The sequence below is a fragment of the Kitasatospora sp. NPDC056800 genome (assembly GCF_042789775.1).
Classification (GTDB): Bacteria; Actinomycetota; Actinomycetes; order Streptomycetales; family Streptomycetaceae; genus Kitasatospora.
Window position 1 is genome coordinate 1 of record NZ_JBHUAL010000088.1, and the last position, 26,438, is coordinate 26,438.

25 protein-coding genes are annotated in these 26,438 nt (G+C 74.4%); 17 read left to right on the plus strand and 8 right to left on the minus strand.

Annotated elements, in window-relative coordinates; translation table 11 throughout:
• The coding region (locus ACFRQN_RS20270; protein ID WP_380741433.1) for a M1 family aminopeptidase at positions 1–1,770 on the plus strand (1,770 nt) is incomplete at its 5' end.
• Positions 1,771–1,837: 67 nt separating this feature from the next.
• Here ACFRQN_RS20270 and ACFRQN_RS20275 read toward each other — a convergent pair.
• Entirely contained in the window at positions 1,838–2,746 is a 909-nt protein-coding gene (locus ACFRQN_RS20275) for a lysozyme (protein ID WP_079272333.1), read from the minus strand.
• Between the two features lie 345 nt (positions 2,747–3,091).
• On the opposite strand from ACFRQN_RS20275, the gene ACFRQN_RS20280 reads away from it, so the two are divergent.
• The 3 genes from ACFRQN_RS20280 to ACFRQN_RS20290 all read left to right on the plus strand — a co-directional run bounded on the left by ACFRQN_RS20280 (position 3,092) and on the right by ACFRQN_RS20290 (position 8,131).
• The gene (locus ACFRQN_RS20280; protein ID WP_049657166.1) at positions 3,092–3,670 is read left to right on the plus strand and encodes a GNAT family N-acetyltransferase; all 579 of its coding nucleotides are present in this window, start codon (positions 3,092–3,094) and stop codon (positions 3,668–3,670) included.
• Between the two features lie 281 nt (positions 3,671–3,951).
• Entirely contained in the window at positions 3,952–5,691 is a 1,740-nt protein-coding gene (locus ACFRQN_RS20285; protein ID WP_338016312.1) for a cellulose synthase catalytic subunit, read from the plus strand.
• Positions 5,692–5,827: 136 nt separating this feature from the next.
• Positions 5,828–8,131: an acyltransferase family protein gene (locus ACFRQN_RS20290; protein ID WP_074003667.1), complete on the plus strand. Its 2,304-nt coding sequence runs from the start codon at positions 5,828–5,830 to the stop codon at positions 8,129–8,131.
• Here the strand turns inward: ACFRQN_RS20290 and ACFRQN_RS20295 are convergent.
• A complete protein-coding gene (locus ACFRQN_RS20295; RefSeq protein ID WP_143204595.1) occupies positions 8,122–8,733 on the minus strand; it encodes a hypothetical protein in 612 nt (203 codons plus the stop codon). The genes ACFRQN_RS20290 and ACFRQN_RS20295 overlap by 10 nt on opposite strands.
• Positions 8,734–8,859: 126 nt before the next feature.
• Here ACFRQN_RS20295 and ACFRQN_RS20300 point away from each other — a divergent pair, with 126 nt between their 5' ends.
• Together ACFRQN_RS20300 and ACFRQN_RS20305 are read left to right on the plus strand one after the other, a co-directional pair.
• Positions 8,860–9,090, plus strand: coding sequence for a hypothetical protein (locus ACFRQN_RS20300; protein ID WP_049654693.1), 231 nt, complete (start codon positions 8,860–8,862; stop codon positions 9,088–9,090).
• A gap of 112 nt (positions 9,091–9,202) precedes the next feature.
• Positions 9,203–9,772 carry a hypothetical protein gene (locus ACFRQN_RS20305; RefSeq protein ID WP_143204594.1) on the plus strand — a complete coding sequence of 190 codons (570 nt, stop codon included), beginning with the start codon at positions 9,203–9,205 and terminating at the stop codon, positions 9,770–9,772.
• Positions 9,773–9,802: 30 nt separating this feature from the next.
• On the opposite strand, the gene ACFRQN_RS20310 is transcribed toward ACFRQN_RS20305, so the two are convergent.
• Positions 9,803–10,789, minus strand: coding sequence for a winged helix-turn-helix domain-containing protein (locus ACFRQN_RS20310; protein WP_380741434.1), 987 nt, complete (start codon positions 10,787–10,789; stop codon positions 9,803–9,805).
• 423 nt (positions 10,790–11,212) lie between these two features.
• Here ACFRQN_RS20310 and ACFRQN_RS20315 point away from each other — a divergent pair, with 423 nt between their 5' ends.
• Genes ACFRQN_RS20315 through pqqE form a run of 6 tightly spaced genes read left to right on the plus strand, consistent with a single transcriptional unit; the run spans position 11,213 to position 15,679 of the window.
• Positions 11,213–12,667, plus strand: a complete 1,455-nt coding sequence (locus ACFRQN_RS20315) for a glucose/sorbosone family PQQ-dependent dehydrogenase (protein WP_380741435.1) — start codon at positions 11,213–11,215, stop codon at positions 12,665–12,667.
• A gap of 26 nt (positions 12,668–12,693) precedes the next feature.
• Positions 12,694–12,855, plus strand: a complete 162-nt coding sequence (locus ACFRQN_RS20320; protein WP_380741436.1) for a hypothetical protein — start codon at positions 12,694–12,696, stop codon at positions 12,853–12,855.
• Between the two features lie 52 nt (positions 12,856–12,907).
• Positions 12,908–13,720, plus strand: coding sequence for a pyrroloquinoline quinone biosynthesis protein PqqB (gene pqqB / locus ACFRQN_RS20325; protein WP_117486598.1), 813 nt, complete (start codon positions 12,908–12,910; stop codon positions 13,718–13,720).
• Positions 13,714–14,388, plus strand: coding sequence for a pyrroloquinoline-quinone synthase PqqC (gene pqqC, locus ACFRQN_RS20330; protein ID WP_380741437.1), 675 nt, complete (start codon positions 13,714–13,716; stop codon positions 14,386–14,388). The genes pqqB and pqqC overlap by 7 nt, the downstream gene beginning before the upstream one ends.
• Positions 14,385–14,624: a pyrroloquinoline quinone biosynthesis peptide chaperone PqqD gene (pqqD, locus tag ACFRQN_RS20335; RefSeq protein WP_049654686.1), complete on the plus strand. Its 240-nt coding sequence runs from the start codon at positions 14,385–14,387 to the stop codon at positions 14,622–14,624. Before pqqC ends, pqqD begins: the two co-directional genes overlap by 4 nt.
• Positions 14,612–15,679, plus strand: a complete 1,068-nt coding sequence (gene pqqE, locus ACFRQN_RS20340; RefSeq protein ID WP_380741438.1) for a pyrroloquinoline quinone biosynthesis protein PqqE — start codon at positions 14,612–14,614, stop codon at positions 15,677–15,679. The genes pqqD and pqqE overlap by 13 nt, the downstream gene beginning before the upstream one ends.
• A 63-nt stretch (positions 15,680–15,742) precedes the next feature.
• On the opposite strand, the gene ACFRQN_RS20345 is transcribed toward pqqE, so the two are convergent.
• The 3 genes from ACFRQN_RS20345 to ACFRQN_RS20355 all read right to left on the minus strand — a co-directional run bounded on the left by ACFRQN_RS20345 (position 15,743) and on the right by ACFRQN_RS20355 (position 18,104).
• Positions 15,743–16,339 carry a TetR/AcrR family transcriptional regulator gene (locus ACFRQN_RS20345; protein ID WP_380741439.1) on the minus strand — a complete coding sequence of 199 codons (597 nt, stop codon included), beginning with the start codon at positions 16,337–16,339 and terminating at the stop codon, positions 15,743–15,745.
• Positions 16,340–16,415: 76 nt separating this feature from the next.
• Positions 16,416–17,045, minus strand: a complete 630-nt coding sequence (locus ACFRQN_RS20350; RefSeq protein ID WP_380741440.1) for a histidine phosphatase family protein — start codon at positions 17,043–17,045, stop codon at positions 16,416–16,418.
• Positions 17,046–17,120: 75 nt separating this feature from the next.
• Positions 17,121–18,104, minus strand: a complete 984-nt coding sequence (locus ACFRQN_RS20355; protein ID WP_380741441.1) for an oxidoreductase — start codon at positions 18,102–18,104, stop codon at positions 17,121–17,123.
• A 181-nt stretch (positions 18,105–18,285) separates the two neighbouring features.
• Here ACFRQN_RS20355 and ACFRQN_RS20360 point away from each other — a divergent pair, with 181 nt between their 5' ends.
• The 3 genes from ACFRQN_RS20360 to ACFRQN_RS20370 are packed head-to-tail and all read left to right on the plus strand — an operon-like array spanning position 18,286 to position 20,614.
• A complete protein-coding gene (locus ACFRQN_RS20360; RefSeq protein ID WP_380741442.1) occupies positions 18,286–19,176 on the plus strand; it encodes a glycerophosphodiester phosphodiesterase in 891 nt (296 codons plus the stop codon).
• Positions 19,177–19,186: 10 nt separating this feature from the next.
• Complete coding sequence (locus ACFRQN_RS20365) at positions 19,187–19,582, plus strand: hypothetical protein (protein ID WP_380741443.1); 396 nt, start codon at positions 19,187–19,189, stop codon at positions 19,580–19,582.
• 15 nt (positions 19,583–19,597) lie between these two features.
• A complete protein-coding gene (locus ACFRQN_RS20370) occupies positions 19,598–20,614 on the plus strand; it encodes a hypothetical protein (RefSeq protein ID WP_380741444.1) in 1,017 nt (338 codons plus the stop codon).
• 10 nt (positions 20,615–20,624) lie between these two features.
• Here the strand turns inward: ACFRQN_RS20370 and ACFRQN_RS20375 are convergent, their stop codons facing one another.
• Positions 20,625–22,217: a M4 family metallopeptidase gene (locus tag ACFRQN_RS20375; protein ID WP_074003656.1), complete on the minus strand. Its 1,593-nt coding sequence runs from the start codon at positions 22,215–22,217 to the stop codon at positions 20,625–20,627.
• A gap of 159 nt (positions 22,218–22,376) precedes the next feature.
• Here ACFRQN_RS20375 and ACFRQN_RS20380 point away from each other — a divergent pair, with 159 nt between their 5' ends.
• Both ACFRQN_RS20380 and ACFRQN_RS20385 read left to right on the plus strand, forming a co-directional pair.
• Positions 22,377–22,778 carry a GNAT family N-acetyltransferase gene (locus ACFRQN_RS20380; protein WP_380741445.1) on the plus strand — a complete coding sequence of 134 codons (402 nt, stop codon included), beginning with the start codon at positions 22,377–22,379 and terminating at the stop codon, positions 22,776–22,778.
• Between the two features lie 87 nt (positions 22,779–22,865).
• Entirely contained in the window at positions 22,866–24,194 is a 1,329-nt protein-coding gene (locus tag ACFRQN_RS20385) for a hypothetical protein (RefSeq protein ID WP_380741446.1), read from the plus strand.
• A gap of 45 nt (positions 24,195–24,239) precedes the next feature.
• On the opposite strand, the gene ACFRQN_RS20390 is transcribed toward ACFRQN_RS20385, so the two are convergent.
• Complete coding sequence (locus ACFRQN_RS20390) at positions 24,240–26,339, minus strand: AMP-binding protein (protein WP_380741447.1); 2,100 nt, start codon at positions 26,337–26,339, stop codon at positions 24,240–24,242.
• Positions 26,340–26,438 lie beyond the last annotated feature (99 nt).

Sequence of the window (26,438 nt, forward strand, 5' to 3'; positions counted from 1 at the left end):
GCCACCCCCAATGTGGCGAGCGCCGCGGACTGCACACCCGCCCAGGTGGTGGCCAACGGCGGTTTCGAGTCCGGTGGTTCGTCCTGGTCGGCGCCGAGCGGCGCGATCACCGCCGACACCGGCCAGAGCGCCCACTCCGGCAGCTCCTACGCCTGGCTCGACGGCTACGGCTCCAGCCACACCGACACGCTCTCGCAGTCCGTCACCCTCCCCGCCGGGTGCGGCACCGCGACGCTCGGGTTCTGGCTGCACGTCGACACCGCCGAGACGACCGGCAGCACCGCGTACGACAAGCTGACCGTCAAACTCGGCTCCACCACCCTGGCCACCTACTCCAACCTGGACGCGAAGGCCGGGTACGTGCACAGGACGCTCGACGTCTCCGCCTTCGCCGGCCAGTCCGTGACGCTCGCCTTCACCGGCGTCGAGGACGCCAGCCTGCAGACCAGCTTCGTGCTGGACGACGTCACCCTGGACGTCTCCGGCGGCGGCACGTCGCCCCAGCCCGGCGACCCGACCCGCACCCCGGTCGCGCCGACGTACACCGTCGGCCTCACCAGCGACTCCTCCGGCGGCAGTTGGACCGGGCACGAGAGCGTGACGTTCACCAACGCCTCGCCCGACCCGCTGAACGAGGTGTACCTGCGGCTGTGGGACAACGCCCACGGCAGCTGCCCCAGCACCCCGATCACGGTGACCAACGTGACCGGCGGCACGCCCTCACCGCTCACGGTGAACTGCACCGCGCTCAAGATCACCCTGCCGGCCCCGCTCGCCCAGGGCCAGAGCGGCACCGTCGCCTTCGACCTCGGCATCACCGTGCCGAGCGGCGCGGACCGCTTCGGCCACGACGGCGCGTACAACTTCCTCGGCAACGCCCTGCCCGTCCTGGCGATACGGGACGCGGCCGGCTGGCACCTCGACCCGTACACCAACAACGGCGAGTCCTTCTACTCGGTGGCCGCGGACTTCGCCGTCACCCTGGACCACCCGAGCGGTCTGCTGGTGCCCGCGACCGGCACCTCGGTGGACACCCCCGGCACGGCCGGGCGGACCGTCACCAAGGCGACCGCGAGCAAGGTGCGCGACTTCGCCTGGGGCGCCGGGCCGTTCACGAGGATCTCCGGCACCTCCGCCGCCGGGGTGAAGGTCAACGTCTACTCGGTGGCGGGCATCAGCGCGGCCGACTCCCAGTCGATGCTCTCCACCGCGACCTCGGCGGTCGACGCCCACGCCCAGCGCTTCGGCGCCTACCCGTACGGCGAGTTGGACGCGGTGCTCGACAACAACTTCTGGTTCGGCGGCATGGAGTACCCGGGCTTCGTCCTCGACCTGGTCAGCACCACGGCGCTCACCCACGAGATCGGCCACCAGTGGTGGTACGGCATCGTCGGCGACGACGAGTACAACGGCCCCTGGCTGGACGAGGCCTTCACCGACTACGCCACCGACCTCGCCCTCGGCAAGACCGGCAACGGCTGCTGGAACAGCGTCTCCTGGGCGTCCTCGGCGGAGCGGATCACCAACTCGATGGCGTACTGGGACGCCAACTCCTCGCGCTACTCGACGGTCGTCTACGGCTACGGCAAGTGCGCCCTGCACGACCTGCGCCGGACGATCGGCGACAGCGCGATGACCACGCTGCTGCGGAACTACGCGCAGGCGCACTGGTACGGCGTCTCCACCACCGCGGAGTTCAAGGCCGCGGCCCAGGCCGCCACCACGGTGGACCTGAGCTCCTTCTGGAGCCAGCACCGCATCGACGGCTGAGCCCGGACATCCGTACATCCCGGACGTCGCCCCCGGTCCAGGCCGGGGGCGACGTTCTTGCGCGGGGTCAGCCCAGGGCGAGGGCGCGGAGGCGGTCGGCCGCGCCGTTGAAGTAGTTCTGGTCACCGGGGAAGGTGCCGGAGTCGGCGAACTGCCAGAAGGTCTGGTAGCCCCAGCCGTTCGGCAGGGTGCCGACGGAGGAGGCGTAGCGGGCTATCCAGAGCGGGTTGGTGGTGCCGAAGCCGCCGTTGTCGCCGGTGCACTGGCTCCACCAGTTGGTGGTGGTGTAGATGGTGGGGTAGCGGCCGGTGCGGGAGTGCACGGTGTTGCTGAAGTCGCGGATCCAGCTGACCATGGCGCTCTGGCTGAGGCCGTAGCAGGTGGCGCCGTAGGGGTTGTACTCGATGTCCAGCGCGGGCGGCAGGGTCTTGCCGTCGGCGGACCAGCCGCCGCCGTGGCTGACGAAGTAGTTGGCCTGGGTGGCGCCGGAGGAGGCGTTCGGCAGCGCGAAGTGGTAGGCGCCGCGGACCAGGCCGGCGTTGTACGAGCCGTTGTACTGCTGGGCGAAGGACGGGTTGGTGTAGCCGGTGCCCTCGGTCGCCTTGACGTAGGCGAACTTGGCGCCGTTGGCCGCCACCGAGGACCAGTTGACGTTGCCCTGGTAGCCGGAGACGTCCAGCCCCGGGGTCTGGGTGGCGGCGAGGGAGGCGAACGGGGCGGCGGTGCTTCGCCCCTCGCGGGCGGCGACGGTGGAGCCGGCGAAGTCCTGCTCGGGGTGGAAGCCGGGACGGCCCTCGGCGACGGGGGCGACCGGGGCGGGGTCGGCCGCGTACGCGGGGGCGGCGGCGCCGGCGACCAGCGCGGTCGCGGCGGCGAGGGCGGCCAGTGCGGGCAGGCGTCGGCGGGCCGGTCTGGCGGCCGCGGCGGTGCTCGCGGCGGTGGCCGCGGTGCGGGCGGAGCGGGAAGAGCGGGGCATGAGCACTCCTCTGGTCCGAGCGTGGGGAAGGTCGAAATGACCCGGTTCGGCCGGGGTCTGACCGGCCGTACCGCAGAGTAGCCATGTACCTGGCACCGCCACCAGGCATCTTTTTTCACATGGTGAACGCACGTCACCTCGGTCGGAACGCCAGGACCGGCAACCGGCGTTGCCGGTTCTGCCGGTGCGGCCGGCCCCGGGACGGGGGCGACGGAGGAGCCGGCGGAGGGGGCCGGGGGAGGGGCGGGCAGCGGAGGCGGCGCCGGGTGCGGCGGGGGCGCTGTGGCACGATGCCCGCGGGCCGGCCACCACGGGCGGCCCCCTGCACGTGAGGAGAGACCACCCATGATCGAGACCGCCACCGACTCCGCCCGGCCCGCCGGGGAGCCCGTGTTCCGGCCCGCCACGCCCGCCGACGTCCCGGCGCTGGTCGCGCTGGTCGAGTCCGCCTACCGGGGCGACTCCAGCCGGGCCGGGTGGACCACGGAGGCGGACCTGCTGGGCGGCCGGCGCACCAACCCGGAGGCCGTCGCCGAGGCCGTGGGCCACCCCGACGGTGTGGTGCTGCTCGCCGAGCGGGACGGCGAGCTGGTCGCCTGCTGCCAGCTGGAGCGCCGCGGCGGGCTGGCCTACTTCGGCATGTTCTCGGTGCGTCCCGGGCTCCAGGGCGGCGGCATCGGCCGGGCCGTGCTGGCCGAGGCGGAGCGGGTGGCGGGCGAGGAGTGGGGCGTCGGCGCGATGGAGATGACGGTGATCGAGCAGCGCGCCGAGCTGATCGCCTGGTACGAGCGGCGCGGCTTCCGGCGCACCGGCGAGTTCAGCCCGTTCCCGTACGGCGACGAGCGCTTCGGCATCCCGCGGCGGCCGGACCTCCGGTTCGCGCACCTCGTCAAGGAGTTGAAGGCGGAGTCCGCCGGGAATTGACGTCCATGTACGGAAGTTGACGGCTGTGCGGGAGCCGGCGCCGGGTCGTCCGGGTGGTCGTACCAGTAGTCGTACCGGTGGTTGACGGCCTCGGAAACGGCCCGTCCTCGGGGTTCGGTTCAGTTCCGCTGGACCGGGTTTCCGCAGGTGATCTGCCGTCAACTCGCTGAGCTGGGGCGATGCGGAGATGTCATACCTCGTTCATTATTGGTCTAGGCCAATGTGGGAGGCTGAGTGCGAACGGCCACGTTCCGTCCGCTGCCCAGGGGGGCCATTTCCGCATGCCCGTTCTCCATGGCACCGCCATGCCCGCACCCGACACCGGTCCGCGCCGGACACCCGCGGACCCCGACGACCACCGGCTGCCCAGCCCGCCCGACGACGAGGAGCTCTACTGGTACTTCGGCCCGCAGCGCCGCTGGGTGCTGCTCTGCGCCACCCTCTCCTACGCGGGAGCCACCGCCACGCTCGGCCTGTTCGCCCTCAGCAAGCCGCTGCTCTGGCCCTTCCTGGTGCTCACCGTGCTCAACGCGGCCACCTGGCTGCTCTCGCTCACCGACGGCCAGCGCGCCCGGCGCTTCACCCGCGACTCGCACGACCTGCTGCTGCGCGCCTGGAGCCCCGCCCGCGCCCCGAGCGTGGACCTGCTGCTGCCGACCGCCGGCGAACCGCTGGCCGTCCTGGACAACGCCTACCGGTACACCGCGGCCGTCCAGTGGCCCGGTGAGCTGACCGTCCTGGTCCTCGACGACGCCGGCCGCCCCGAGGTGCGCGAACTCGCCGAGTCCTACGGCTTCCGCTACCACGCCCGCCCCGACCGGGGCCGGTTCAAGAAGGCCGGCAACCTCAACCACGGCCTGGCCGAGGGCACCGGCGAGATCGTCGCCGTCCTGGACGCCGACTTCTGCCCGCGCCCCGACTTCCTGCACCACCTGGTGCCCTACCTCGACAACCCCGGGGTCGGCATCGTGCAGAGCCCGCAGTGCTTCGACACGGACGCCGACATGTCCTGGCTCGAACGCGCCGCGGGAGCGACCCAGGAGATCTTCTACCGCTGGATCCAGCCCTCCCGGGACGCGCAGGACGGCACCGTCTGCTGCGGCACCAACGCCCTGTACCGCCGCGCCGCGCTGCAGCGGATCGGCGGCTTCGCCGAGATCGACCACAGCGAGGACCTCTACACCGGCCTCGCCCTCGCCCGCGCCGGATGGTCCACCCGCTACGTCCCCGCGCTGGTCGCCAAGGGCATGTCGCCCACCGGCCTGCCCGCCTTCATCAGCCAGCAGTACCGCTGGTGCCTCGGCTCCCTGGCGCTCGTCCGCGACCCGGACTTCCGCCGCGGCCCGCTGCCGAAGTCCGCCCGGCTCTGCTTCTGGAACGGCATCCTCGGCTACGTCACCAGCGCGGTGAACGTCTTCGCCGTACCGCTGCCCGCCCTGATCATGCTGTTCTTCCGGCCCGAGGAGATCCAGCCCTGGCAGGTGCTGCCGTTCCTGCCGCCGATCTGGGTCGCCCTGGTGCTGCTGCCCGCGATGTCCCGCACCCGCTGGCGCTTCGAGGTCACCCGGGTCCAACTCCTCGGCGGGCTCTGCCACGTGGTCGCCATCGCGCACGCGCTGCGCCGCCGCTCCGCAGACTGGGTGCCCACCGGCGCCGTCTCCGGCGGCAGCACGCTCGCCCGCACCGTCGCCCGGATCGGGGTCGCCTGGCTCGGGCTCGTCGTCCTCGCGGGCGCCGCCGGGCTGGTCCGGGCCGCGCTGCTGTACGGCTGGCGGCCGTACTGGGCGCTCGCCGGACTGCTCGCGCTCACCACCTACACCATGGTCCCGCTGATCCGGGAGCTGTGGCCGCTGCTGAACGGGACCAACGGGGGCAAGGGTGCCGCCGTCGGTGAGGTCGCCGCGCCCGCACCGGGCCGCTCCGACCTCGGGTTCGGACGGGCCGAGGCCGTCGCCGTCACCGCCGCGCTGCTGCTGTGCGGGCTGCTGGCCTCCGGCTGGGCCGACCCACTGATCTTCTGACGGACCGTCACTTCCACTGCAACGCCTGCCTGTTGCGTTTCCTTGCGCGTCGCCCCACCGGCGCGGACACCGCCCGGCCGCCCCATCGGCCCGGCGGGCCCGACAAACCGCTGCCAGCCCTGCAAGGAGCACCGCCGTGTCAACGGCCGTACCACCACCGTCGTCGTCCTCCTCTTCCGCTGACGTCCAGCCCTCCGCTCCGACCTCCGCCGCGTCCGGCCCAGGCGTCGACCTGCTGCCCGGCGTCGTCCGGGTCGACCGGGAACTCGCCGCCCCGCAGCGCGCCACCGTCGCCGAGAGCGGGCAGGCCCGCCGGCGCACCGCCTTCCGCCCCGACATCGAGGGGCTGCGCGGCGTCGCCGTGCTCTCCGTCCTCGCCTTCCACTCCGCCGTCCCCGGCCTGACCGGCGGCTTCGTCGGCGTCGACGTCTTCTTCGTCATCTCCGGCTTCCTGATCACCGGCCTGCTCGTCGGCCGCCCGCTCGGCCTGTGGGACTTCGCCGCCCGGCGCGCCCGGCGGATCCTGCCCGCCGCCGCCACCGTGCTGGTCGCCACCGCCGTCGCCGGCGGCGCCCTGCTCGACCCGCTGCGCGGCACCGACCTCGCCCGCGACCTGATCGCCTCCGCCGGGCAGTTCGCCAACTGGCGCTTCGTCGGCCAGCAGACCGACTACCTGGCCGCCGAACACGACCCCAGCCCGCTGCAGCACTTCTGGTCGCTGGGCGTGGAGAACCAGTTCTACCTGCTCTGGGGCGTGCTGCTGCTCGGCCTCGCCCGCTACCTGCACGGGCGCCGCCGCACCCTCGCGATCACCCTCGCCACGGTGGCCGTCGGCGGCGTCTCACTGGCGCTCTGCCTGCGCTGGACGGCCACCTCCGCGCCGCTCGCCTACTTCTCCACCGGCAGCCGGCTCTGGGAGTTCGCGGCCGGCGCCTGCGCGGCGCTGGCCGGCCCGGCCCTGCTCTCCCGCGCCGAGCGGCGCCCGGTGGTGTGGTCGCTGCGGGTGGTCGGCTGGCTCGGCCTCGCGGCCGTGCTCGCACCGGTGGTCCTGTACGACCGCGACACCCCCTTCCCCGGCACCGCCGCGCTGCTGCCCGTCCTCGGCACCGCCGCCGTCCTGCTCGCCGGACACGCCGCCGGGCACGACGGCCCCGGCGCCGCCGACGCCGGACGGCTGCTCGCCACCCGCCCGCTGCGCGCCGCCGGACGGCTCTCGTACGCCTGGTACCTGTGGCACTGGCCGGTGCTGACCATCGCCCAGGCCCGGTACGGCGCGCTGCCCTGGACCACCCTGCTCGCGCTCACCGCCGCCAGTGCGCTGCCCGCCTGGCTCACCCTGCGGCTGGTCGAACAGCCGCTGCGGTACGGCAGCAGCCCGGCACCCCGGCGCGGGCTCGCCGTCGGCGCCAGCGCCCTGGTCATCCCGCTGATCGCCGCGCTCACCCTCGGCGGCGGCACCGTACGCGCCCTCGGCGACCCCTCCTCCGGGCCCGTCGCGGCGCCCGCCGGAGCCGCCGACGGCCCGGGCCTGCTCGCCCCCGGCACCCGGGTGCTCACCCTGACGCCCTCGCTCGCCCGGGCCCGGGAGGACTTCCCGCCCGGCAAGGGCTGCGAGATCCCGCTCAACGCCGACAGCAGCCCGCGCTGCCTCTTCGGCGCCGAGGACAGCCCCGACCGGATCGTGCTGCTCGGCGACTCGCACGCCGGGCAGTGGATCTCCGCCGGCCTCGCCCTCGCCGAGCAGCGGCACTGGGCCCTGGAGGTCCTGGTCAAGCCCGGCTGCCCGCTGGCCACCCTCACCGTGCGCAACAACGTGCTCGGCCGGACCTTCGAGGAGTGCGACCGCTGGCGCGAGAACACCCTCACCCGGCTGGCCTCCGGGCCCAAGCCGCGGCTGGTCCTGATGGCGGGCCTCAACCGCTACGGCAGCCCGGAGGAGCGCACCGAGGGCTGGACCCGCACCCTGGACCGACTCACCGCGCTCGGCGCCCCGCTCGCCTACCTCGGCGACACCCCGATGCCCGGCAAGGACATCCCGACCTGCCTGGCCGCCTCCGACGGGCGCTCCGACGCCTGCTTCTTCCCGCGCGACACCGCCTTCGAGCCCGACCCCGTACTGGACGGCGGGCTCGCCGCCCGGTACGGGGTACGGACCCTCGACCTCGGCCCGCTGCTCTGCCCCGGCACCGGGCCCTCCTGCCCGGCCGTGCTGGAGGGCGTGGTGCTGTACCGGGACACCGGTCACATCACCGACACCCTGGCGCGGGTGCTGGCGCCCCGGCTGGACAGGGGGCTGCTGGGCGCCCCGGGGGCGTCCGCGGCTCCGGCGGGTCCGGGCGCTCCGGCCGCGCCTGCGGCTCCCGGGCCGACGTCGGACCGGCCGGTGCAGCCGGACCAGCAGATTCAGCCGGTGCTGCCGGGCCAGCCGGTTCAGCCGTAGAGGCTGTGGCAGACCCGGGCCTGGTCCGAGCCGGGCGGCCAGTGGCCCGCCCGCTCGGCCTGGTCGCAGATGGTGTTCTGGCCGCCGCCCGCCCCGGTACTCGCCGGGGCGGGCGCGCCCGACGGGCCACGGGCCGGCGTGCTGGTGTGCGGGCTGTGCCCCGGCTTGGGGCGCGCACTCGCCGAGGCGTGCTGGGCGTCGGGCGTCGCGCTGCCCCCGGCACCGGACGCGGCCGTCGCCGTGCCCGGCCCGGCCACCGGGACCGCCGCGCCCGGGGTGGGCGGCGGCAGCGGGGACGGCGCCGGCGTGACCGGCGACGGGGAGACCGGCAGCAGCCGCGCCGCCGTCGAGTCCGAGGCGGTGGGCGAGGCGTCCGGCAGCGCCGCCACGCTGAGCTCGTCACCCGACCCCGGCCCGCACATCGCCAGGACGGACGCCAGCACGGCACCCGTGCCGACCATCGCGGCCGTCCAGGCCTTGCGCGACAGGCGCCTCGGCGGTGTGGCGGTGGACCACGGCGGTAGCGGATCTGTCGGAACCGGCGGCGGCTGCCAAGCGTTCTGCGGCCACTGCCACTGCCCTCCGGTGGGCTGCCCAGTCATGTGCTCGTCCTTCCAGCGGCCCCCCTAGAACCTTGCCGTGCTCAACGAGCGCGCCGACGCCGGGACATGACCCGGAAGAGGGGTCTGGACGGGCGTTGATTGCCACCGCGCCACATGCTGGGGGGCATGGAGACCAACAGCACGGCCACCCCCCTGGTCGAGGTGGCCGAGTTCCGCACCGACAGCCGCTACCGCCTCGTCCGCTTCGAGGGCCACGGCTGGGAGCCGCTCGCACCGGAGGAGTTCGAGCCGCGCGTCCACCAGCTCTTCCCCGACCTCGACCCGCGCGACCCCCAACGGGTCCACTGGGCCGACCGCCCCTGGGAATGGCCCGCCTGGCACGCCGGCGAGGCCTGAACGCGGTCCGACTGGGCCCGAACGCGGCCTGACGGGGCCCGAACCCCGGTTTGACGAGGTCTGAACGGCTCGGCGCGGGATCGGCACCCCGCGACTTCGTTACGCTGGGCGGGTGAGTGTGGATCACTTCTGGCGCCGCCTGCCGGGTCAGGCCGTGGACACCTGCTCGCCGGAGGAACTCGGCGAACTCGTGCCCCGCGACCGCGACCTCCGGTACGACCGGCTGGCCGCCGCCGGGCTCGCCCTCGGCGTGCGGCGCACCGCCGTCCTGATGGAACTCGCGCTCACCGAGAACGGGCTGCACCCCGACCCGGCCGCCCGACTGCCCGTCTACGGCGGCGGGCGGCACGAACCGGACGGGGCACTGCCGTGCGGCGCCATGCCGGTGCTGCGCCCCGAACAGGTCGCGGCGGCCTCCGCCTTCCTGCGCGGCTCGGCGCTCGGCGAACTCGTCCGCCAGCAGAACAGCGTGCTCGCCCGCACGGCCGCGCACCTCGGGTACCCGACGCCCTGGTCCGAGACCTGGGCGGCGCTCGTCGTCCACGACCTGCGCGAGCTGCGGGACTTCTTCGCGAGCGCGGCCGCCGCCGGGGACGCGGTGGTCGTCCGGGAGGCCGAGGAGACCGGCCGCCCGGACGCGGCGCCGCAGCGGGTCAACTCGCCGTCCAGCACCGGGGCGTGAGCCTCGGTCCCGCCCGCACGGGGCCGGGCCTCAGCCCGTAGCGGCGGCGAGGAGCGTCAGCCCGGCCGCGGTGGCGGTGTGGATCGCCGTGTTGCGGTCCCGCAGGGTGGTGACCAGCCCGGCCGCCCGCAGCACCGTCGCGTGCTCGCTGGCGCTCGCCGCGGAGATTCGGACGGCGGCGGCGACGTCCCCGGTCGTACAGCCCTCCCGCTGCGCGACGGTCCGCAGCACGGCGGCGCGGGTGCGGCCCAGCAGTGCGTCCAGAGCCGGTGACGACCCGTGCGGCGCCGCCAACACCCCTGCTCCGGTGGGCTGGTGCGCGGGATGGACCAGCATCGGCTGTGGCTCGGTGTCGTAGATCACGACGGGTGCGCCCGTGACGAAGACGGACGGGACCAGCAGCAGCCCCCGGCCGTCGAGGTGGATGTCCCGGTCCAGCCCGGAGGCCAGCTCGACGTGCAGCACCGGGGCCTCCCAGTGGATCCGGCCCGGCAGCAGCCGCTCGAAGAGCCGCTCCACACCGCCGTGCAGCAGATCGCGTCCGCGGACCGCGCGGTCCGCGGCCAACGCGTCCTCGGCGGACGCCTGGTACGGGGCGAGCAGGACGTCGTGGACGTGGCCGAGGGCCTCCACCAGGCGGCGCATGAGGTCACGGTCCTCGCCGAGCGTACGGGCCCAGCCGGGTAGCGGACGGGTGGCCGCCGCGTCGGCGAGGTCCGCGCGGATCCGCCCGGCCGGCGTGGCGGTGACGCCCTCCAGCAGCTCCGCGACGCTCCGGGCCCCCGGCGGACTCAGGAAGCCGGGCGACACCCCGTGCACCGGCACCAGGTCGAGGACCATCCGGGCCTGCGGCCCCAGCCGCCCGCGCGCCGTCCGCCGCCAGGCCCCGAACCGCGCCTCGTGGTTGCGGTCCCGCAGGACGCGCACCGCCACGTTCAGCTCCACCATCGCCGCCATCGCCCCCGCGACCCTGGTGCGCGCCACGTCCTCGCCGGTGAAGTGGAACCGGAACGCCATCCCGCCTCCTGTGATGGGGAACTGACGGAGAGTCAGTTCCCGTCCATGATGCCAGGGGAAGCCGTGGACGGGAGGGGCAAGCGCAGCTGCGACGACCGGGGTGCGATCGGATGGATGCGAAGCGCCCGCGCCACGCGGTGATCCTGGCCTGCGTCATCGCGGCCTTTTCGCCGCGCTGCTGTCGAGCAGGACCCCGCCCCCCGGGCCACGCGACCGGGTCAACGAGGGGTGCGGATCCGGGGGGCCCGACCTACGGTGAGGATCGGGACGCCGGGCGGCCGTACGCCGCCGGTGGCGCCCCCCACCGTTGGCGATGGCCCGCTCGCCGGGCGCCCGCTCCGTGCGGGTCCGGTCCCGTACGGAGTCGCCGAATCCGGTCATTCGGAAACCAGACACTCGTCGTCATGACGAGTGGGAGGCATCATGAGAAAGCTCCCGGTCGCACTGGCCCTGATCCCCGCCGCCGCGCTGATCACGTCGTGCTCCGACAACGGGGGAGCGGCGTCCGGCGGCACCGCCGCGCAGAAGCCCGCTGTCGTCACCGCCGAGCCCGTGCAGTCCCAGGCACCCCAGTCCCAGGCCGCCCAGGCGCCGCAGACGCAGGTGAAGGTGGTGACGGACGGGCTGGGAGACCCGTTCGAGCTCGCCTACGCCCCCGACGGCCGGCTCTGGGTCAGCGAGAAGTCCGGGCTCAAGATCACCCGGGTCGACCCGCAGAGCGGCGCCAAGAGCACCGCCCTCGACCTCACGGGAAAGGCCTTCCACAGTCAGGACGGGCAGGACGGCGTCCTGGGCTTCGCGTTGCACCCGGACTTCGGCAAGGGCAAGGGCAGCGACTACCTCTACCTCGCCTACACCTACAAGAACGGCAACGACTCGGCCACGAAGATCGTCCGCTACACCGCGAAGGACGGCCTGCTCTCCGACGAACAGCCCATCCTGACGGGGCTGCCGGGGCACAACCAGCACCAGTCGGCCCGGATCCGGTACGGACAGGACGGCAAGCTCTACTACTCGATCGGCGACCAGGGCCACAACTACATGGCCGACTACTGCCTGCCGAACCACGCGCAGGACCTGCCGACCGCCGCCCAGGTCGCCGCGTCGGACTGGTCGCTCTACCAGGGCAAGGTGCTCCGCATCAACCCGGACGGCTCCGTCCCCGACGACAACCCCGAGCTGAACGGCGCCCGCAGCCACATCTACGCCTACGGCATGCGCAACCCGGACGGCATGGACTTCGGCGGCAAGGACCTCTACACGGCCGAGAACGGCCCGCTCACCGACGACGAGTTCAACCTCATCACGAAGGGCGGCAACTACGGCTGGCCCAACGTCGCCGGGTGGAAGGACGACAAGGCATACGTCTACTCCAACTGGTCGCAGGCCAAGGGCGGTTGCGAGAAGCTCACCTACAACCCGGACCCGAACACGCCGCCGGCCGAGGTGCCGACGACGAAGGAGACGGACTTCACCAAGGACATGGTCTCCCCGCTCAGCACGTACGGGACGACCGTCGAGAGCGGGCACAACTTCGGCACCACGCCGGTCTGCCCCGACGCCGCCTCCGCCTACATGTGCTGGCCGACCATGGCGCCCGGCAGCCTCAAGGTGTACGGGGATGACGTCCTCGTCACCTCGTTGAAGAACGGCACCGTCTTCCGGCTCTCCAAGGACGGCAAGAAGTACGAGGAGCTCTTCCGGACCGTCAACCGCTACCGCGACGTCGCCCTCAGTCCGGACGGCAAGACGCTGTACATCGCCACCGACAGCGAAGGCCAGCACATGGTCCGCGGTGACGGCGGTACCCCGACCACCCACCTGGCGAATCCGGGCGCGATCCTCGCCGTCCCCTACGACCACAACACGACGCAGTGAAGCCCCGACACGGAGGTGAGACAGTCATGACCCGTCACGACGAACAGCCCAGGCGTGCCCGGCAGTCCCGGGAGCGCACCACCGACCGGCCGAACACCCCGACGGAAGGCGCCCGTTGGCGCAAGCCGAGCTACCAGGTGGTGGAGGCGTCTCTGGAGGTCTCGGCGTACTACCTCGCCAAGCGGTAGCGGCCACCGCACCGCACCGGTAGGACCACCACTCGAAGAGGGAGGAAGCGCTGTGCGACTGCACGTACTCGGTACGGCAGCCGGCGGCGGTGTCCCGCAGTGGAACTGTGCGTGCCCCGGCTGTGCCGGGGCACGCGCGGTTCCGTCGCGCCGGCGGCTGCACGCGTCCGTCGCCGTGGAGACCGAGCCCGGCCGGGTGTACCTCGTGAACGCCACACCGGACATCGCCGAACAGATCGAGCGCTGCCCCTGGCTGCACCCCGAGGGCCGGCGCACCCGGCTGTCCGGCGTGATCCTCACGGACGCCGAACTCGACCACACGCTCGGCCTGGCGCGGCTGCGCGAGGCCGACGAACTGGAGGTCATGGCGACCGACGCGGTCCGGGACGCCGTGCACAAGGGACTCGGCCTCGGCGAGGTCCTCGCGCCCTACACCCGCCTGCGCTGGCGGGACTTCGACGGCGTCGCGCTCGAACCGCTCTCCGGCAAGCGCCCCCGCTACGCCCGGGACGCCTGCGACGGGGACTGGGTGAGCGCCCTGCGGGTGGGCGGACTGCTCTACGCGCCGTCGACCGGCGTCTGGACCGACGGGTTCGGCGAGGACGCCGACCTGGTCCTGGTCGACGGCACCTTCTGGGACGACGAGGAGCCGCGCACCGCCGGGTTCTCCACGAAGTCCGCCACCGGGATGGGCCACCTGCCCGTGCTCGCCACCCGCGACCGGCTCGCCGCCCTGTCCGCCCGGTGCCTCTACACCCATCTGAACAACACCAACCCGCTCGTCGACCCGGACTCCCCCCTCCACGAGGAGCTGGCGGACCGGGGCCTCGGGGTGGCCGCGGAAGGAGCGGTCCTCACATGGTGACGACCTTCGAGAGCGAGCTCAGGGCCGTGCCCGAGCGCCGCTACCACCACCGGCACCCCTTCAACCTGAGGATGCACCAGGGGCTCCTGCTGCCGGAGGAGCTGCGCACCTGGATCCTCAACCGGTTCCACTACCAGCGGCACATCCCGGTCAAGGACGCGCTGATCCTCGCCAAGCTGGACGACCCCGCCCTGCGCCGGCTGTGGATCCGCCGGATCACCGACCACGACGGCGGCGACGGCGACGAAGGCGGCATCGAGCGCTGGCTGCGGCTCGGCGAGGCGGCCGGTCTCGACCGCGCCGACCTGCTCTCGGGCCGCGGGGTGCTGCCCGGAGTGCGGCTCGCCGTCGACGGCTACGTCAACCTCTGCCGCCACGGCACGCCCCTGGAGGCCGTGGCCGCCTCGTTGACCGAACTGTTCGCGCCGGACCTGATGGCCACCCGGATCGCCGCCTTCGAGCGCCACTACACCTGGATCGAGCCCGTGGGCCTCGCCTACTTCAGGACCCGCGTCGGCCAGGGCCGCCGGGACAGCGACGAGGCGCTGTCCCTGGTGCTGTCCTGGGCCCGCACCCGGGCCGAGCAGGAAGCCGCCATCGCGGCGCTCTCCTACAAGTGCGAGCTGCTGTGGACCCTCCTCGACGCCGTCGAACGGGCCCCGGCGTGACCTGGCGACCGGCCCTGAGCGGGTACGCGCGGCTGCGCCACTGCCCGGTGCGGAACAGCACGCTGCTGGTCGTCCCGGAGCGCATCGTCGTCCTCAGTGCCGAGGCGGCCGCGATCGTCGGACTGTGCGACGGCACCCGGACCGTACCGGAGATCACCACCGAGTTCCCGGCCGAGGGGGCCGACGACGTCGTGGTCTTCCTCGACGACCTGAAGGAGCGGGGATGGCTGCGGTGAACCCGCCCTGGGCCATGCTGGCCGAACTCACCCACGGCTGCCCCCTGCGCTGCCCGTACTGCTCCAACCCGATCGAACTCACCGCCCGCAGAGCAGAACTGACGACAGATCAGTGGCTTGACGTGCTGACGCAGGCCGGTGAACTCGGGGTCGCGCACGTCCACCTGTCGGGCGGCGAACCGCTGTTGCGGCGCGACCTGACCGAGATCGTCGCGGGGGCCGACCGCGCCGGGATCTACGCCCAGCTCGTCACCAGCGGACTCGGCCTGACCCGGGAGCGGCTGGCCGCGCTGACCGCGGCCGGGCTGCCCAGCGTCCAGCTCTCCGTCCAGGGCGCCGACGCCGCCTCCTCCGAGCTGATCGCCGGACGCCGGTCGTTCGCGGCGAAGGAGCGGGCCGCCGCGCTGGTCCGCGAGGCCGGACTGCCGCTGGGCCTCAACGTCGTCCTGCACCGCCTGAACCTCGACGACATCGACGCGATCGTGGACCTCGGCATCGCCTGGGGCGCGGTGCGCATCGAACTCGCCAACACGCAGTTCTACGGCTGGGGGCTGGCCAACCGGGCCGCCCTCATGCCCACCCGGGACCAGCTGGACCGCGCCCGGGAGGCGGTCGAGCGCCGACGGCGGCGGACCGGCGTCGAACTCGTCTGGGTCGTCCCCGACTACTTCGACGGCGTCGCCAAGCCCTGCATGGGCGGCTGGGGCGCGGTCTCCCTGACCGTCGCCCCCGACGGCCGGGTCCTGCCCTGCCCCGCCGCCTACGACCTCCCACTGGACCTGCCGAACGTCCGGGACCACGCCCTCGCCTGGATCTGGTCCGAGTCGTCGGCCTTCCGGGCCTACCGCGGCACCGACTGGCTGCCCGAGCCCTGCGCCTCCTGTGCCCTCCGGGAGGTCGACTTCGGCGGCTGCCGCTGCCAGGCCTTCGCCCTCACCGGCGACCCGGGGCGGACCGATCCCGCGTGCGCGCTGTCGCCTGACCACGGCCTGATCACGGAGCTCGCCGCCCGGCAGGACGGGGACCTCGTCTACCGGGATCCGGCCGGCCGCTGAGGCTCCGCTCCGCAGGCCGTCCTCCCCGGTCCGGCCGGCCCGTCGCCCGTCCGGTGTTCGGGTTCAGGTGGCGCTTGCGTGGTCCTGCGTGGCGCCGAGCAGCCGCCGGACGGCCTGCCGGGCGTGGTCCAGCGGTTCGGGGCCGCGCCGGACGGAGGCGAGCAGGACGGCGCCCTCCACCAGGGCGAGGGTCTGCCCGGCGGCGACCCGGGCCTCCGCCGGGCCGAAGCCCTCGCCCTCCAGCCGGTCGGCCAGGATCCGCTGCCAGCCCGCGTACAGCTCGGCGCAGAGCGCCCGCAGCGCCTCGTTGGTGCCGGCCACCTCCAGGGCGACGGTGGCGATCGGGCAGCCGCTGGTGTACCGGGAGCGCTCCAGTCGTTCGGCGAAGGCGTCGATCAGCCGCCCGGCGAGGGCGACGGTGCCGGCGCCCTCGCCGGCCAGGGAGGCGAGCAGCGCCTCGACCTCCTGGCCGGCCTGGGTGAGCGCGGCGGCCACCAACTGGTCCTTGCCGCCGGGGAAGTGGAAGTAGAGCGAGCCGCGCGGGGCGCCGGTGGCGGCGACGATCCGGTTGAGTCCCGTCCCGAAGTAGCCCTGCGCCTCGATCAGTTCCCTGGTGCCGGCGATCAGCCGGGCCCGGGTCTCCTCACCCTTGACTCCCATGCGGCGATAGTAGACCGGTCTGCATATTCGTGTCGACGGGCCTTCGAGCCTCCCTTGAGCGATGGTTGACCGATCGTCAGAAGCGGTACTGGGGCGGGTAGCCGGTCCAGTGCAGCTCCTCCGGCAGGTGGCCCTGGTCGTTCAGCAGCAGGACGGCGGGCGGCCGTCCGGGCGTGTAGCGCAGGACGGTCAGCGCCGCGTTGGCGGCGTTGACGCCGAGCCACCGCCAGGCCGGGGCGTCCAGGGCGTGCCGGACCAGCCAGCCGACCAGGAAGGCGTGGGTGACGACCAGTTCGTGCCGCTCCTCGCGGCCCGGCACCGGCCCGGTGAACCGTTCGACGGCCCGCCGCGCCAGCACCGCGCCCTCCTCCCGCTCCGCCGCCGTGGTGCCCCCGAGGAAGTCCAGCAGGAACCGCGCGCTTTCGTCGGGGAGTTCGTCCCGCGCGGGCACGTACGGAACGAAGTCCCCGGCCTCCTCACAGGGTTCCGGCCGCACGCCGGTCAGCTGCTCCGCGACCAGCCGCGCGGTCTCGGCCGCCCGGGGCAACGGGCCGTGGTGCAGCACCGAGACCGGGCGGCCGGCCAGCCGCCGGCCCAGCAGCGCGGCCTGCCGGCGCCCGGCGGCGGTGAGTCCGCTGTCGTCGCCGTGGGACCCGGCCTCGCCGTGGCGGGCCAGGTAGAGGTAGCGGGTGGCGGTGTCGGTCATGCCGTGGGACTCCTCGGGAGGGACGAAGATCATGTCGTCCCGAGTGACACACCGGGGGCCGCGCCCGGTTCCGGCTCAGCCCGTGGAGGCCACGTCCGCGTGGGCCCGGCCCGCGTGGGCCTCGTCCAGCAGCGCCAGCTCCTCCGCCGACAGCCGCAGCGCCCCGGCGGCGATGTTCTCCTCCAGGTGCGCCACGTCGCCGGTGCCCGGGATGGCCAGCACGTGCGGGCCGCGGTGCAGCGTCCAGGCCAGCCGGACCTGGGCGGTGCTCGCCCCGCGTGCCTCGGCCACCGCCCGGACCTGGGCGGGCTCGGCCTCCCCGGCGCCGTCCTGCCGTCCGGCCCCGGCGATCGCGTAGAAGGGGACGAAGGCGATGCCCTGCTCCCCGCAGATCCGCAGCAGCTCGTCCTGCTCCGGCGTGGCGCCGATGCCGTACGGGTTCTGCACGCAGACCACCGGCGCGATGGCCTGAGCCTCGGCGAGCTGGTGGGGGTGGACGTTGGACAGGCCCAGCTGCCGGATCAGCCCGGCCTCGCGCAACTCGGCCAGCGCGCCGAAGCGTTCGGCGACCGAGTCGGTGCCGAGGATGCGCAGGTTCACCAGGTCGAGGTGGTCGCGGCCGAGCTGGCGCAGGTTCTGCTCGACCTGGGCGCGCAGCCGCGCGGGTGTGCGGGCGTGCTCGACCCACTCGCCGTCGATGCCGCGGCCGGGGCCGACCTTGGTGGCGATCACCAGGTCGTCGGCGTACGGCGCGAGCGCCCGGTTGATCAGCTCGTTGGCGGAGCGCAGCGGGGAGAAGTAGAAGGCCGCCGTGTCGATGTGGTTGACGCCCAGCTCGACCGCGCGGCGCAGCACCCGCAGCGCCTGCTCACGGTCGCGCGGAACGGCGTGCGGGACGAGTGCCGGGCCGGTCTGCGGCAGGCGCATCGTGCCGAAGCCGATCCGGTGGACGGTGCGGTCGCCGAGCTTCCAGGTGCCGGCGGCGGCTGCGGCGGCTGCGGCGGCTGCGGCGGCGGCTGCGGTGGTGGCGGGGGTGGCGGCGGTGCTGTCGGACGTCATGCCGGTCATGATCGCTACTGAACCGGCCTGACCGCCAGTGATTCGAACATGTCCATGAGGATGGGGGCGGTGGCCGCGTTGGGGGAGGGGTGGCCGGGCGTTCCGCCGTCCGTCGTCATGTCGGCCGGGCACACCGGTGTCGGTGGCGAGGGCGCGTCCCGCCGACCGTAGCGTGCGGGACATGACACCCCAACGGCACCCCCGGCACCCCTACACCCGACAGGTCGTCCTCGTCGCCGCGCTGCTCGGGGCCGCCCTCGGCGCCGTCGCGCTCACCGGGACACCGGCACGACCGTCCGCCGCCCGGCTGCGCCCGGCCGGTGCGCCGCCGACCGTGTACGCGCACCGCGGCGCCTCCTCCGCCGCGCCCGAGAACACCCTGGTCTCCGACGAGGTGGCCCGGCGGGCCGGCGCCGAGTGGATCGAGGACGACGTCCAGCCCAGCAGGGACGGCGTCCCGTACGTGCTGCACGACGACACGGTGGACCGCACCACCGACGGCACCGGCCGGATCCGCGAGCTGACCGCCGCCCAGCTCGACGCGCTGGACGCCGGCTCCTGGTTCGCCCCCGCGTACGCGGGCACCCGGCTGCCGACCCTGGCCGCCCAGCTGGAGGACCTGCGCACCCGCGGCGGCAGGCTGCTGCTGGAGATCAAGGGCCAGCACAGCCGCGACGAGGTCGCCCGGATCGTCCAGGAGGTGCGCGACCACGGCATGGCCGACCGGGTCCTCGTCCAGAGCTTCGAGGTGGACGCCCTGCGGTACGCCCGCGAGCTGGCTCCCGAGCTGCCGCTCGGCCTGCTCCGCTCCACCCCGGACGCCGACCCGGTGGCGGTCGCCCGCGACCTCGGCCTGTCCGCCTACAACCTCGCGGACGACGCGCTGTCCGCCCGCCCCGGCGTGGTCGGGGAGCTGCACGCCGCCGGGGTGGCGGTGAACGTCTGGACGGTCGACCGGCCCGCCCGCTGGCAGGTGCTCGCGGCGGCGGGCGTGGACGGGATCATCACCAACCGTCCGGCAGAGCTGGCCGGTTGGAGCGCGGCCTGGTCGGCGCCGGGCGCCGCCGGTTAGGCTGCCGGGCGTGGAGCAGGAGAACGCGGCGGGCGCCCGGCCGGTGGACGAACAGGCCGGGGCGGACTGGATCCGCCGGCACCTCGGCGTGGTCCTGGAGCCGCAGGGCTCGCTGACCGCCTTCGACGGGCGCCTCGTCATCGACCTGGACACCCAGGTCGTCACCGTGGACGGCCGTGAGGTCCGGCTCCGCCGCTCGGACGTCAAGCTGCTGCGCGGCCTGATCGCGCTGGGCGAGGGCGTGCACGCGCCGGACACGATCCTGTGGAAGGTCTACGACGCGTCGCTCCACCCCCACGAGCTGAGGTACCCGATGGCGCTGCTGCGGGCGAAGCTCGGCGAGCCCGACTGGATCGTGCGGACCGAGGAGGGCCGCTACGGCCTGCGGCCCCCGGAGCTGCCGTAGCCGCATACTGACGGCATGACGGGTGGAGACCGGGGTCCGGACCGGCGCGGGGTGCTGCGGGCGGGCGCGGCGGCGGCGCTGGCGCTGGGTGCGGCGGGGTGTACGGGCGGGAGCAGGCCGCGGGCGTCCGGGCCGAGTCCGAGCACGACGACGCCCGCGACACCGGCCGGAACGCTGACCGAGACACCCGCGCCCACCCCGCTGCCCCGCCCGCCCCTCTGGCAGCCCGGCCCCGGCGAGATCCAGCCCGACGTCAAGCGCCGCGCCGTCGAGCTGGTCGCCGCGCTCGGCGCCTGGCCGCCCGGCGGGCAGGGGGTGGAGGCGGCCCGGGCCCGGGTGGCGGCGCTCGGCCTGCCGCCCGCGCTGGCCGACGCCGCCGGTCCGTTGGCCCCGGCGGCGTCGGAGGCGAGCCTGGAGGTGGTGGTCGCCCAGTACGGCGGCATCCTCGACGACTCGGCGAGCGTGCTGGTGGTGTGCCGCCAGTGGACCCGCGGCCCGGACGGCTCGGTGGCCGAGGGCGGCACCACGGTGGACGTCCGGCTGGGCCGGGCCGAGCCGCGCTGGACCGTCACCGACCTGCGTCCGGGTGTCGCGGGCCCGGCCGCCGCCGCGCCGTCGCCCGCGGTGGCCCGGGTGTTGGCCGAGCCCCGGATCGAGCTGCCGCCGGAGGCCGCCGCCGACCTGCGCGGCGGCACGGTCCACGACAGCGTGCTGGAGGCGATGCTGCGGCTGGCCGGCCCGTACACGCTCTCGGTGAGCGTGGTGCGGACCGGCCACCCGCTGGACGTCTTCGGGACGACCCGGCCCAGCGACCATCCGCTGGGCCGGGCCTTCGACGTCTGGCGGATCGACGGCCTGGCGGTGGTGGACCCGGGTACGTCCCGGCAACTGGTCGAGTCCTTCATGCGGGACGCGGCCGCCGCCGGTTCGTACAACGTGGGCGGTCCGGTGGCGGTCCCGGGCGGCGTCGGCAACCAGTTCTTCACCGACGACACCCACCACGACCACTGCCACGTGGGCTTCAACCACTAACAGACGTACGTCAGTTGACGTTGACGCCGCTCCAGGCCGCCGCGACCGCGTTGTACTCGGCGCTGCCGGCGCCGTACAGGTCGCGGGCCGCGTTCAGGGAGGCGGAGCGGGCGCCCTTGTAGGTGGTGGTGGAGGTCATGTAGACGGTCAGCGCGCGGTACCAGATCTTGGCGACCTTGGCGTTGCCGATACCGGCCAGCGTGGAGTTGTTGCAGGTCGGGCTGGTGTAGGTGACGCCGTTGACGGTCTTGGTGCCGCTGCCCTCGCTGGCCAGGTAGAACCAGTGGTTGCCGACGCCCGAGGAGTAGTGGACGTCGAGCTTGCCGACGCCGCTGCTCCAGCAGTCGGCCGAACGGCCGTCCAGCGAGGGCTTGTCGAAGCGGCGCAGCCACGGCGGGGTGGACTGGTCGCTGAACAGGTAGTCGCCCTTGTCGACGCTGTTGTTGGCGTACCACTCGACCATGGTGCCGAAGATGTCGCTGGTGGACTCGTTGAGGCCGCCGGACTCGCCGCTGTAGCGCAGGTTGGCGGTGGCGCTGGTGACGCCGTGGGTCATCTCGTGGCCCATGGTGTCGAGGTCCACCTGCTCCGGGTCGGTGGTGCCGTCGCCGTCGCCGGTCATCATGCAGAAGCAGGTGTCGGACCACTGGGCGTTGTCCCAGTTGGTGCCGACGTGGACGAAGACGGTGGCGCCCTTGCCGTCGTTCTTGATGCCGCTGCGGCCGTGGACGTTCTTGTAGTAGTCGTACGTCCAGGCGGTGTTGGCGTGGGCGTCGACGGCGGCGGTGGTGCGGTTGGAGGAGAACTTCTTTCCGTCGCCCCAGACGTTGGTGGTGCTGGTGATCGCGGTGCCGGAGGAGGCCTTGAGCGAGCTCGCGGCGACGTTGTTGGCGTCCTTGGTGACGTGGCCGCGGACCGGGTCGGTCAGGGTGTAGCCGCCGTTCGCGGCGGTGGTGTCGATGGTGACCGTGCCGGTGTACTCGGAGTTCCCGGTGCCGGCCGCCTGGTGCTCGGCGTCGTAGGACTCGATCTGCTCGCCCGTGGTGGCGTCGGTGACGACCACCTTGCCCGCCGGCTGGCCGTGCTCGCCGGTGCCCTCGACGGTGGTGCGCCAGGCCAGCCGGGGGGTGCCGTCGGCGGCCCAGACGACCAGCTCGGGGCTGCTGACGGCGTCCTTGACACCCGGGGCGGCGGCCAGCGCGCCGGCCGCGCCGGACTGCGCGGTCACCTTGGGGACGGTCGACTTCACGGCGGCGTCGTGGGCGGCCGCGCGGGAGGAGTCCTTGAGCCGGCCCTTGGCGTCCTGGTGGACGACCAGGTCGCCGCCGACCACCGGCAGGCCCTGGAAGGTCCGGTCGAAGCGGACGTGGGTGGCACCGTCGGCGTCGACCACGACGTCCTTGAGCACGAGGTCCTGGCCGGCGCCGAAGCCGAACACCCCCGCGTTGTGGGCGACGTTGGCGCGGGCCTGGGATATCGCGGCCTCGCGCATGCCGGGGGCGGCGGAGGCGGTGGCGGCCGGGACGGTGGCGCCGGCGAGGGCGGCGACGACCACGAAGGCCGCGGCCACGCGGGCACGGCGGGAGGAGGAGGTGGGGATCACTCGGACTCCAGTGGGGGTAGCTGTGCAGGGAAAGGAGCTGCGACCGAGATTGACGGGGGTCAGTCAGATTGAGCTAGAGGAAAGGTCATAACTTTGCCAAGTCGTGTCCTTGGTCGATAAAAAATGATCGGAAGTTAACGAGGGCTCTACAGTGCCGTCGTGACGATCGACTACCTGTGGCGCGGCCCGCTCACCGATCCCGAACTCGACGCCCTGCATGCCGAGGCCTTCGGCCACCCCGTGGAACCCGGCGGCCGGCTCGCCCGGCTGGAACGGCACAGCCTCGGCTGGGTCACCGCCCGCCGAGCCGCCGACGGCGCCCTGCTCGGCTTCGTCAACCTCGCCTGGGACGGCGGCGCCCACGCCTTCCTGCTCGACACCGCGGTCTCCCCGGACACCCGGCGGCAGGGCGTCGCCACCCGGCTGGTCACGGAGGCCGCCGACGGCGCCCGCGCGGCCGGCTGCGCCTGGCTGCACGTCGACTTCGAGCCGCACCTGCGCCCCTTCTACCTCGACGCCTGCGGCCTGCGCCCCACCGACGCCGGGCTGTTGGCGCTCTGACACCTTGCCGCCGGGCCGCCAGGCAGCCGGACCTCCGGTGCTCCGACACTGGGCGGCCGGCCCTCCGAGGCCCTACGCTTCCGCCCCATGGACGGATGGGTGGGGGCCTGGACCGGCGGCCGGGCGGCGGTCCACGTGGGCGACGTCGCGGACTTCAACGCGCAGTTCCTCGCTCCCGGCATGGACCCGGCGCAGCGCCTGCGACGGCTGCGGCACGCCCACCACTACGCCTGCCTGGCCGCCTGCTACAGCCCCGAACCGGCGCTGCTGGTGCTGCCCGCCGAGGTCGCCCCGGAGTGGACCGACTGGCTGGCCCGGGAGTTGGCCTGGGGCCCGGTCGAGGTGCACAGCGGCGTGGCACCGGACCGCACGGTGGCCGAGGCCCTCGCCGACCGTCCCGCCCTGGTGGCCAGGATCGCCGACTCCGGCCGTCCGGTGGTGGGGTGGGGCCGGACGGCCGCGCAGGGCGAGGGGCCCGAGCTGGCCGCCGTCCGCCGCTACGAGTCCAAGGCCGCCGCGCACGACCTGTTCACCGCCCTCGCCCCCGGGCACCCCGGCATCCGGGTGCCGCACCAGGAGCGCCCGGGCGGTCGGCGCCGGGCGGCCCGCCGGCTGACCGCCCGCGCCGTCCGGGGCCTGACCACGGTGCTGAAGAGCCCGTACGGCGTCGGCGGCTACGGCACCGTCGTGGTGGAGCCCGCCGAACTGTTCGCCGCGGGCGGCGGCGGGGCCCTGCTGCGGCGCCTGGTCCGCACCGAACTCCTGCCCGCCGACGGGGAGTTGCTGCTGGAGGAGTACGTCGACGCCGGCCCGTCCGCCCGGCTCCGCGACCTCACCCAGGACGCCCTGGTCGGCCCGGACGGTACCGTCCACCCGGTCGGCGCGGGCGCCATGGAGGTGGCCGGCACCCGCTACCAGGGCGTCACCGTCGGCCCCGGCGCGGTGCCGAGGGACGCCGCCGACACCGCCCGCCGGTTCGCCGTGGCGGTGGGGGAGCGGCTGGCCGCCGAGGGCTACCGGGGCTGGTACGACGTCGACTTCGTCACCGACCGGGAGCGCCGGCTCGCCCCTACCGAGATCAACCTGCGGCTCACCGGGCCGGCCGTCGCCCTCATGCTGCGCGCCCGCCTTGACGCGGTGCGCGGCCCCGGCCACCTGGTCCGCACCCTGGACGCGATGCCGCTCGGCGCCCGGCTCGACCAGGCCGCGTTGCACGACCACCTGGAACGGCTGCGGCCGCGCTGCGCCCGGCTCGGCGTCACCCTGCTGCCGCTGATCCCGACCGCCTCCCGCGAGCCGGAGCCCTTCGTCGGCCTCGCCCTGGCCGGGCCGGACACCGAGTCGCTGGACGCGGCCGAGGCGCTGGTCGCCGCCGCGAACCACGGGCTGGCCCGGATGTTCGAGGCGCTGCGCTGAGCCGCCGGCGGGGTCGGACCCGCCTGAGCCGCCGCCGGGGTCCCGTCACTCCTTCCCGGCCGGCGGCCGCCAGAGCACGAAGCGCACCAGCACCAGCGCCGCGAGCATCAGCGGGACGTTGAACGCGAACACCATCGCCGTCTCGCGCGGCCAGTCGGTGGCCCTGGTGAGCCGGTAGAGGTTGTCCTGCGGCCACCAGTTGACCAGCAGCCAGGCGATCGCCAGATGGGTCAGCACCGACAGCCCGAACGGCCTGCCCAGCCGCAGGACGGCCTCGAAACCGATGGTGAGGTAGACGATCCCGGCGCCGAAGGCCAGGTTCTCGCAGAGGTACAGCAGCTGGAAGAAGCCGCGGTACGGGGAGGGGACTCCCGTGAGGTCGGTCGAGCCGGGGAAGAGCGCGAAGGTCATCGCCCAGGCCGCGAAGGCGAACACCAGGACGCAGACCACCGCCGCGCAGCCGCCGGTGAAGCCCGCGTCCCCGGAACGCCGGCCCCCGGCCTTGCCGCCGCCCTTGCCGCCGCTCCGCCCGCCCGCCTTGGCGGAGCGCGGGGCGGCGTGCTCCGGCGGGGCCGGCAGCGGCAGTGCCGCGCGGTCCAGCTTGCCCGCCCGGGTGCGCGGCAGCTCGCGCAGCGTGACGACGGCGGCGGGCACCGGGCGGCCCCTGAGCTTCCTCTCCAGGTACTGGGAGAGCGACCAGCCGTCCGCCCCGTACACGGCCGGATCGGTCACCGCGTAGCCGACCAGCCGCCGCCGCCCCGGTACCGGCTCCACGTAGACGACGGCCGCCTCCCGCACCGCCGGGTGCCCGCGCAGCGCGCCCTCCGCGTGGACCGCCGCCCGCACCCGCGCCAGCACGCCGGTCGGCCGCTCCGCGCCGAGCGGGCCGACCACGGTCGCGGCCCGGGCGGTGAACTCCAGCACGCCGTCCGCCCGCAGCACCCCGAGGTCGCCGGTCAGCAGCACCCGGCCGTCCGGGTCGAAGTCCGCCCGGACGAAGCGGCGGGCGGTGTCCGCCGGCCGGTTCAGGTAGCCGCGGGCCAGGCCGGCGCCGGCGATCGCGACCTCCCCCGTCATGCCCTGCTTGGCGGGGGTGCCGTTCGGGCCCAGCACGTACACCCGGGTGCCGGGGAAGGGCCGGCCGACCAGCGAGACCCGTTCGGCGCCCTCGGCGGCCGCGGTGCCCCTGGCGTCGAACCAGGTGCTGTCCACGGTGGCCTCGGCCAGCCCGTAGACGTTCAGCACCCTCGCCTCCCCGCCGAGCAGCCGCTGCAGGCCCAACTGCTCGTCCAGGTACCACTTCTCGGCGCCCACGGTGAGCAGCCGCACCCCGGGCAGCCTGCCGCCGGTCCGCGCCAGCAGGGCGGTCAGCCGGCGCGCGGTGCGGACGTTCAGCTCCAGGACGGTGATCCGCTCGGCGGCGACCAGGGCGGGCAGCGCGCCGAGGTCGGCGGCGCGGTCCAGGGTGAGGTTGAACGGGGTGACGACCAGGGTCGCGCCGGTGCCGAGGGCCCGGACCCAGTCGGCGGTGAAGACGTCGAACTCCAGGCTCGCGGTCTGCAGGATCCGGTCCTCGGCGGTGAGCCCGTACACCTCGCGCCAGCCCTCGTACGCGGCCAGCAGGTTGCGGTGCTCGATCAGCGCGCCGAGGGGCAGGCCGGTGGAGCCGGAGGTGTAGAAGACGCAGGCGAGGTCGGCGGCGGTGACCTCGGGCGGCTCGAACGGGGCCCGCGCGGGGGCGGCCGTGTCGACGCAGACCAGCGGCGCCCCGCCCGCGTCCGCCAGCCGGACCCGGTGGCGCTCCTCGGTCACCACCACGTCCGGTGCGGCGTCCGCCAGCACGTGCCGCAGCAGCGCGTCCGGCGCGGTGGGCTCCAGCGGCACGAACGCCGCGCCCGCCGTCAGCACGGCCAGCAGCGCCACGTACACCTCGGTGCCCCGGCCCAGCGCGACCGCCGCCCGCCCGCCCGGGGCCAGGCCCCGCTCCGCCAGCACGGCGGCCAGCCGCCCGGCCCGCCCCACCAGCTCCCCGTACGTGAGCTCCTGCCCGCCGCAGCGCACGGCCACCGCGGCCGGCGCCCGGCGGGCCCGTTCCTCGACCAGCCCGTGCAGCGTGCCGGCGGCCCGTTCCCCGTCCGCGGTCATCGAGTCCCCCCTCGTCCCCCCTCGGAAAGGGCACCATCCTCCTCCCAACTCCCGCCGGGCGACAGGGTTCTGGCGCGTCCACCCCTCGGACGCCCCGAC

Bases quoted from the DNA above. Each gene is read 5' to 3' on its own strand.
- ACFRQN_RS20275 (WP_079272333.1), bottom strand. From the start codon at position 2,746: ATGCCCCGCTCTTCCCGCTCCGCCCGCACCGCGGCCACCGCCGCGAGC.
- ACFRQN_RS20280 (WP_049657166.1), top strand. From the start codon at position 3,092: ATGATCGAGACCGCCACCGACTCCGCCCGGCCCGCCGGGGAGCCCGTG.
- ACFRQN_RS20285 (WP_338016312.1), top strand. From the start codon at position 3,952: ATGCCCGTTCTCCATGGCACCGCCATGCCCGCACCCGACACCGGTCCG.
- ACFRQN_RS20295 (WP_143204595.1), bottom strand. From the start codon at position 8,733: ATGACTGGGCAGCCCACCGGAGGGCAGTGGCAGTGGCCGCAGAACGCT.
- ACFRQN_RS20300 (WP_049654693.1), top strand. From the start codon at position 8,860: ATGGAGACCAACAGCACGGCCACCCCCCTGGTCGAGGTGGCCGAGTTC.
- ACFRQN_RS20310 (WP_380741434.1), bottom strand. From the start codon at position 10,789: ATGGCGTTCCGGTTCCACTTCACCGGCGAGGACGTGGCGCGCACCAGG.
- ACFRQN_RS20315 (WP_380741435.1), top strand. From the start codon at position 11,213: ATGAGAAAGCTCCCGGTCGCACTGGCCCTGATCCCCGCCGCCGCGCTG.
- ACFRQN_RS20320 (WP_380741436.1), top strand. From the start codon at position 12,694: ATGACCCGTCACGACGAACAGCCCAGGCGTGCCCGGCAGTCCCGGGAG.
- pqqC (WP_380741437.1), top strand. From the start codon at position 13,714: ATGGTGACGACCTTCGAGAGCGAGCTCAGGGCCGTGCCCGAGCGCCGC.
- pqqE (WP_380741438.1), top strand. From the start codon at position 14,612: ATGGCTGCGGTGAACCCGCCCTGGGCCATGCTGGCCGAACTCACCCAC.
- ACFRQN_RS20345 (WP_380741439.1), bottom strand. From the start codon at position 16,339: ATGGGAGTCAAGGGTGAGGAGACCCGGGCCCGGCTGATCGCCGGCACC.
- ACFRQN_RS20350 (WP_380741440.1), bottom strand. From the start codon at position 17,045: ATGACCGACACCGCCACCCGCTACCTCTACCTGGCCCGCCACGGCGAG.
- ACFRQN_RS20355 (WP_380741441.1), bottom strand. From the start codon at position 18,104: ATGACGTCCGACAGCACCGCCGCCACCCCCGCCACCACCGCAGCCGCC.
- ACFRQN_RS20360 (WP_380741442.1), top strand. From the start codon at position 18,286: ATGACACCCCAACGGCACCCCCGGCACCCCTACACCCGACAGGTCGTC.
- ACFRQN_RS20370 (WP_380741444.1), top strand. From the start codon at position 19,598: ATGACGGGTGGAGACCGGGGTCCGGACCGGCGCGGGGTGCTGCGGGCG.
- ACFRQN_RS20385 (WP_380741446.1), top strand. From the start codon at position 22,866: ATGGACGGATGGGTGGGGGCCTGGACCGGCGGCCGGGCGGCGGTCCAC.
- ACFRQN_RS20390 (WP_380741447.1), bottom strand. From the start codon at position 26,339: ATGACCGCGGACGGGGAACGGGCCGCCGGCACGCTGCACGGGCTGGTC.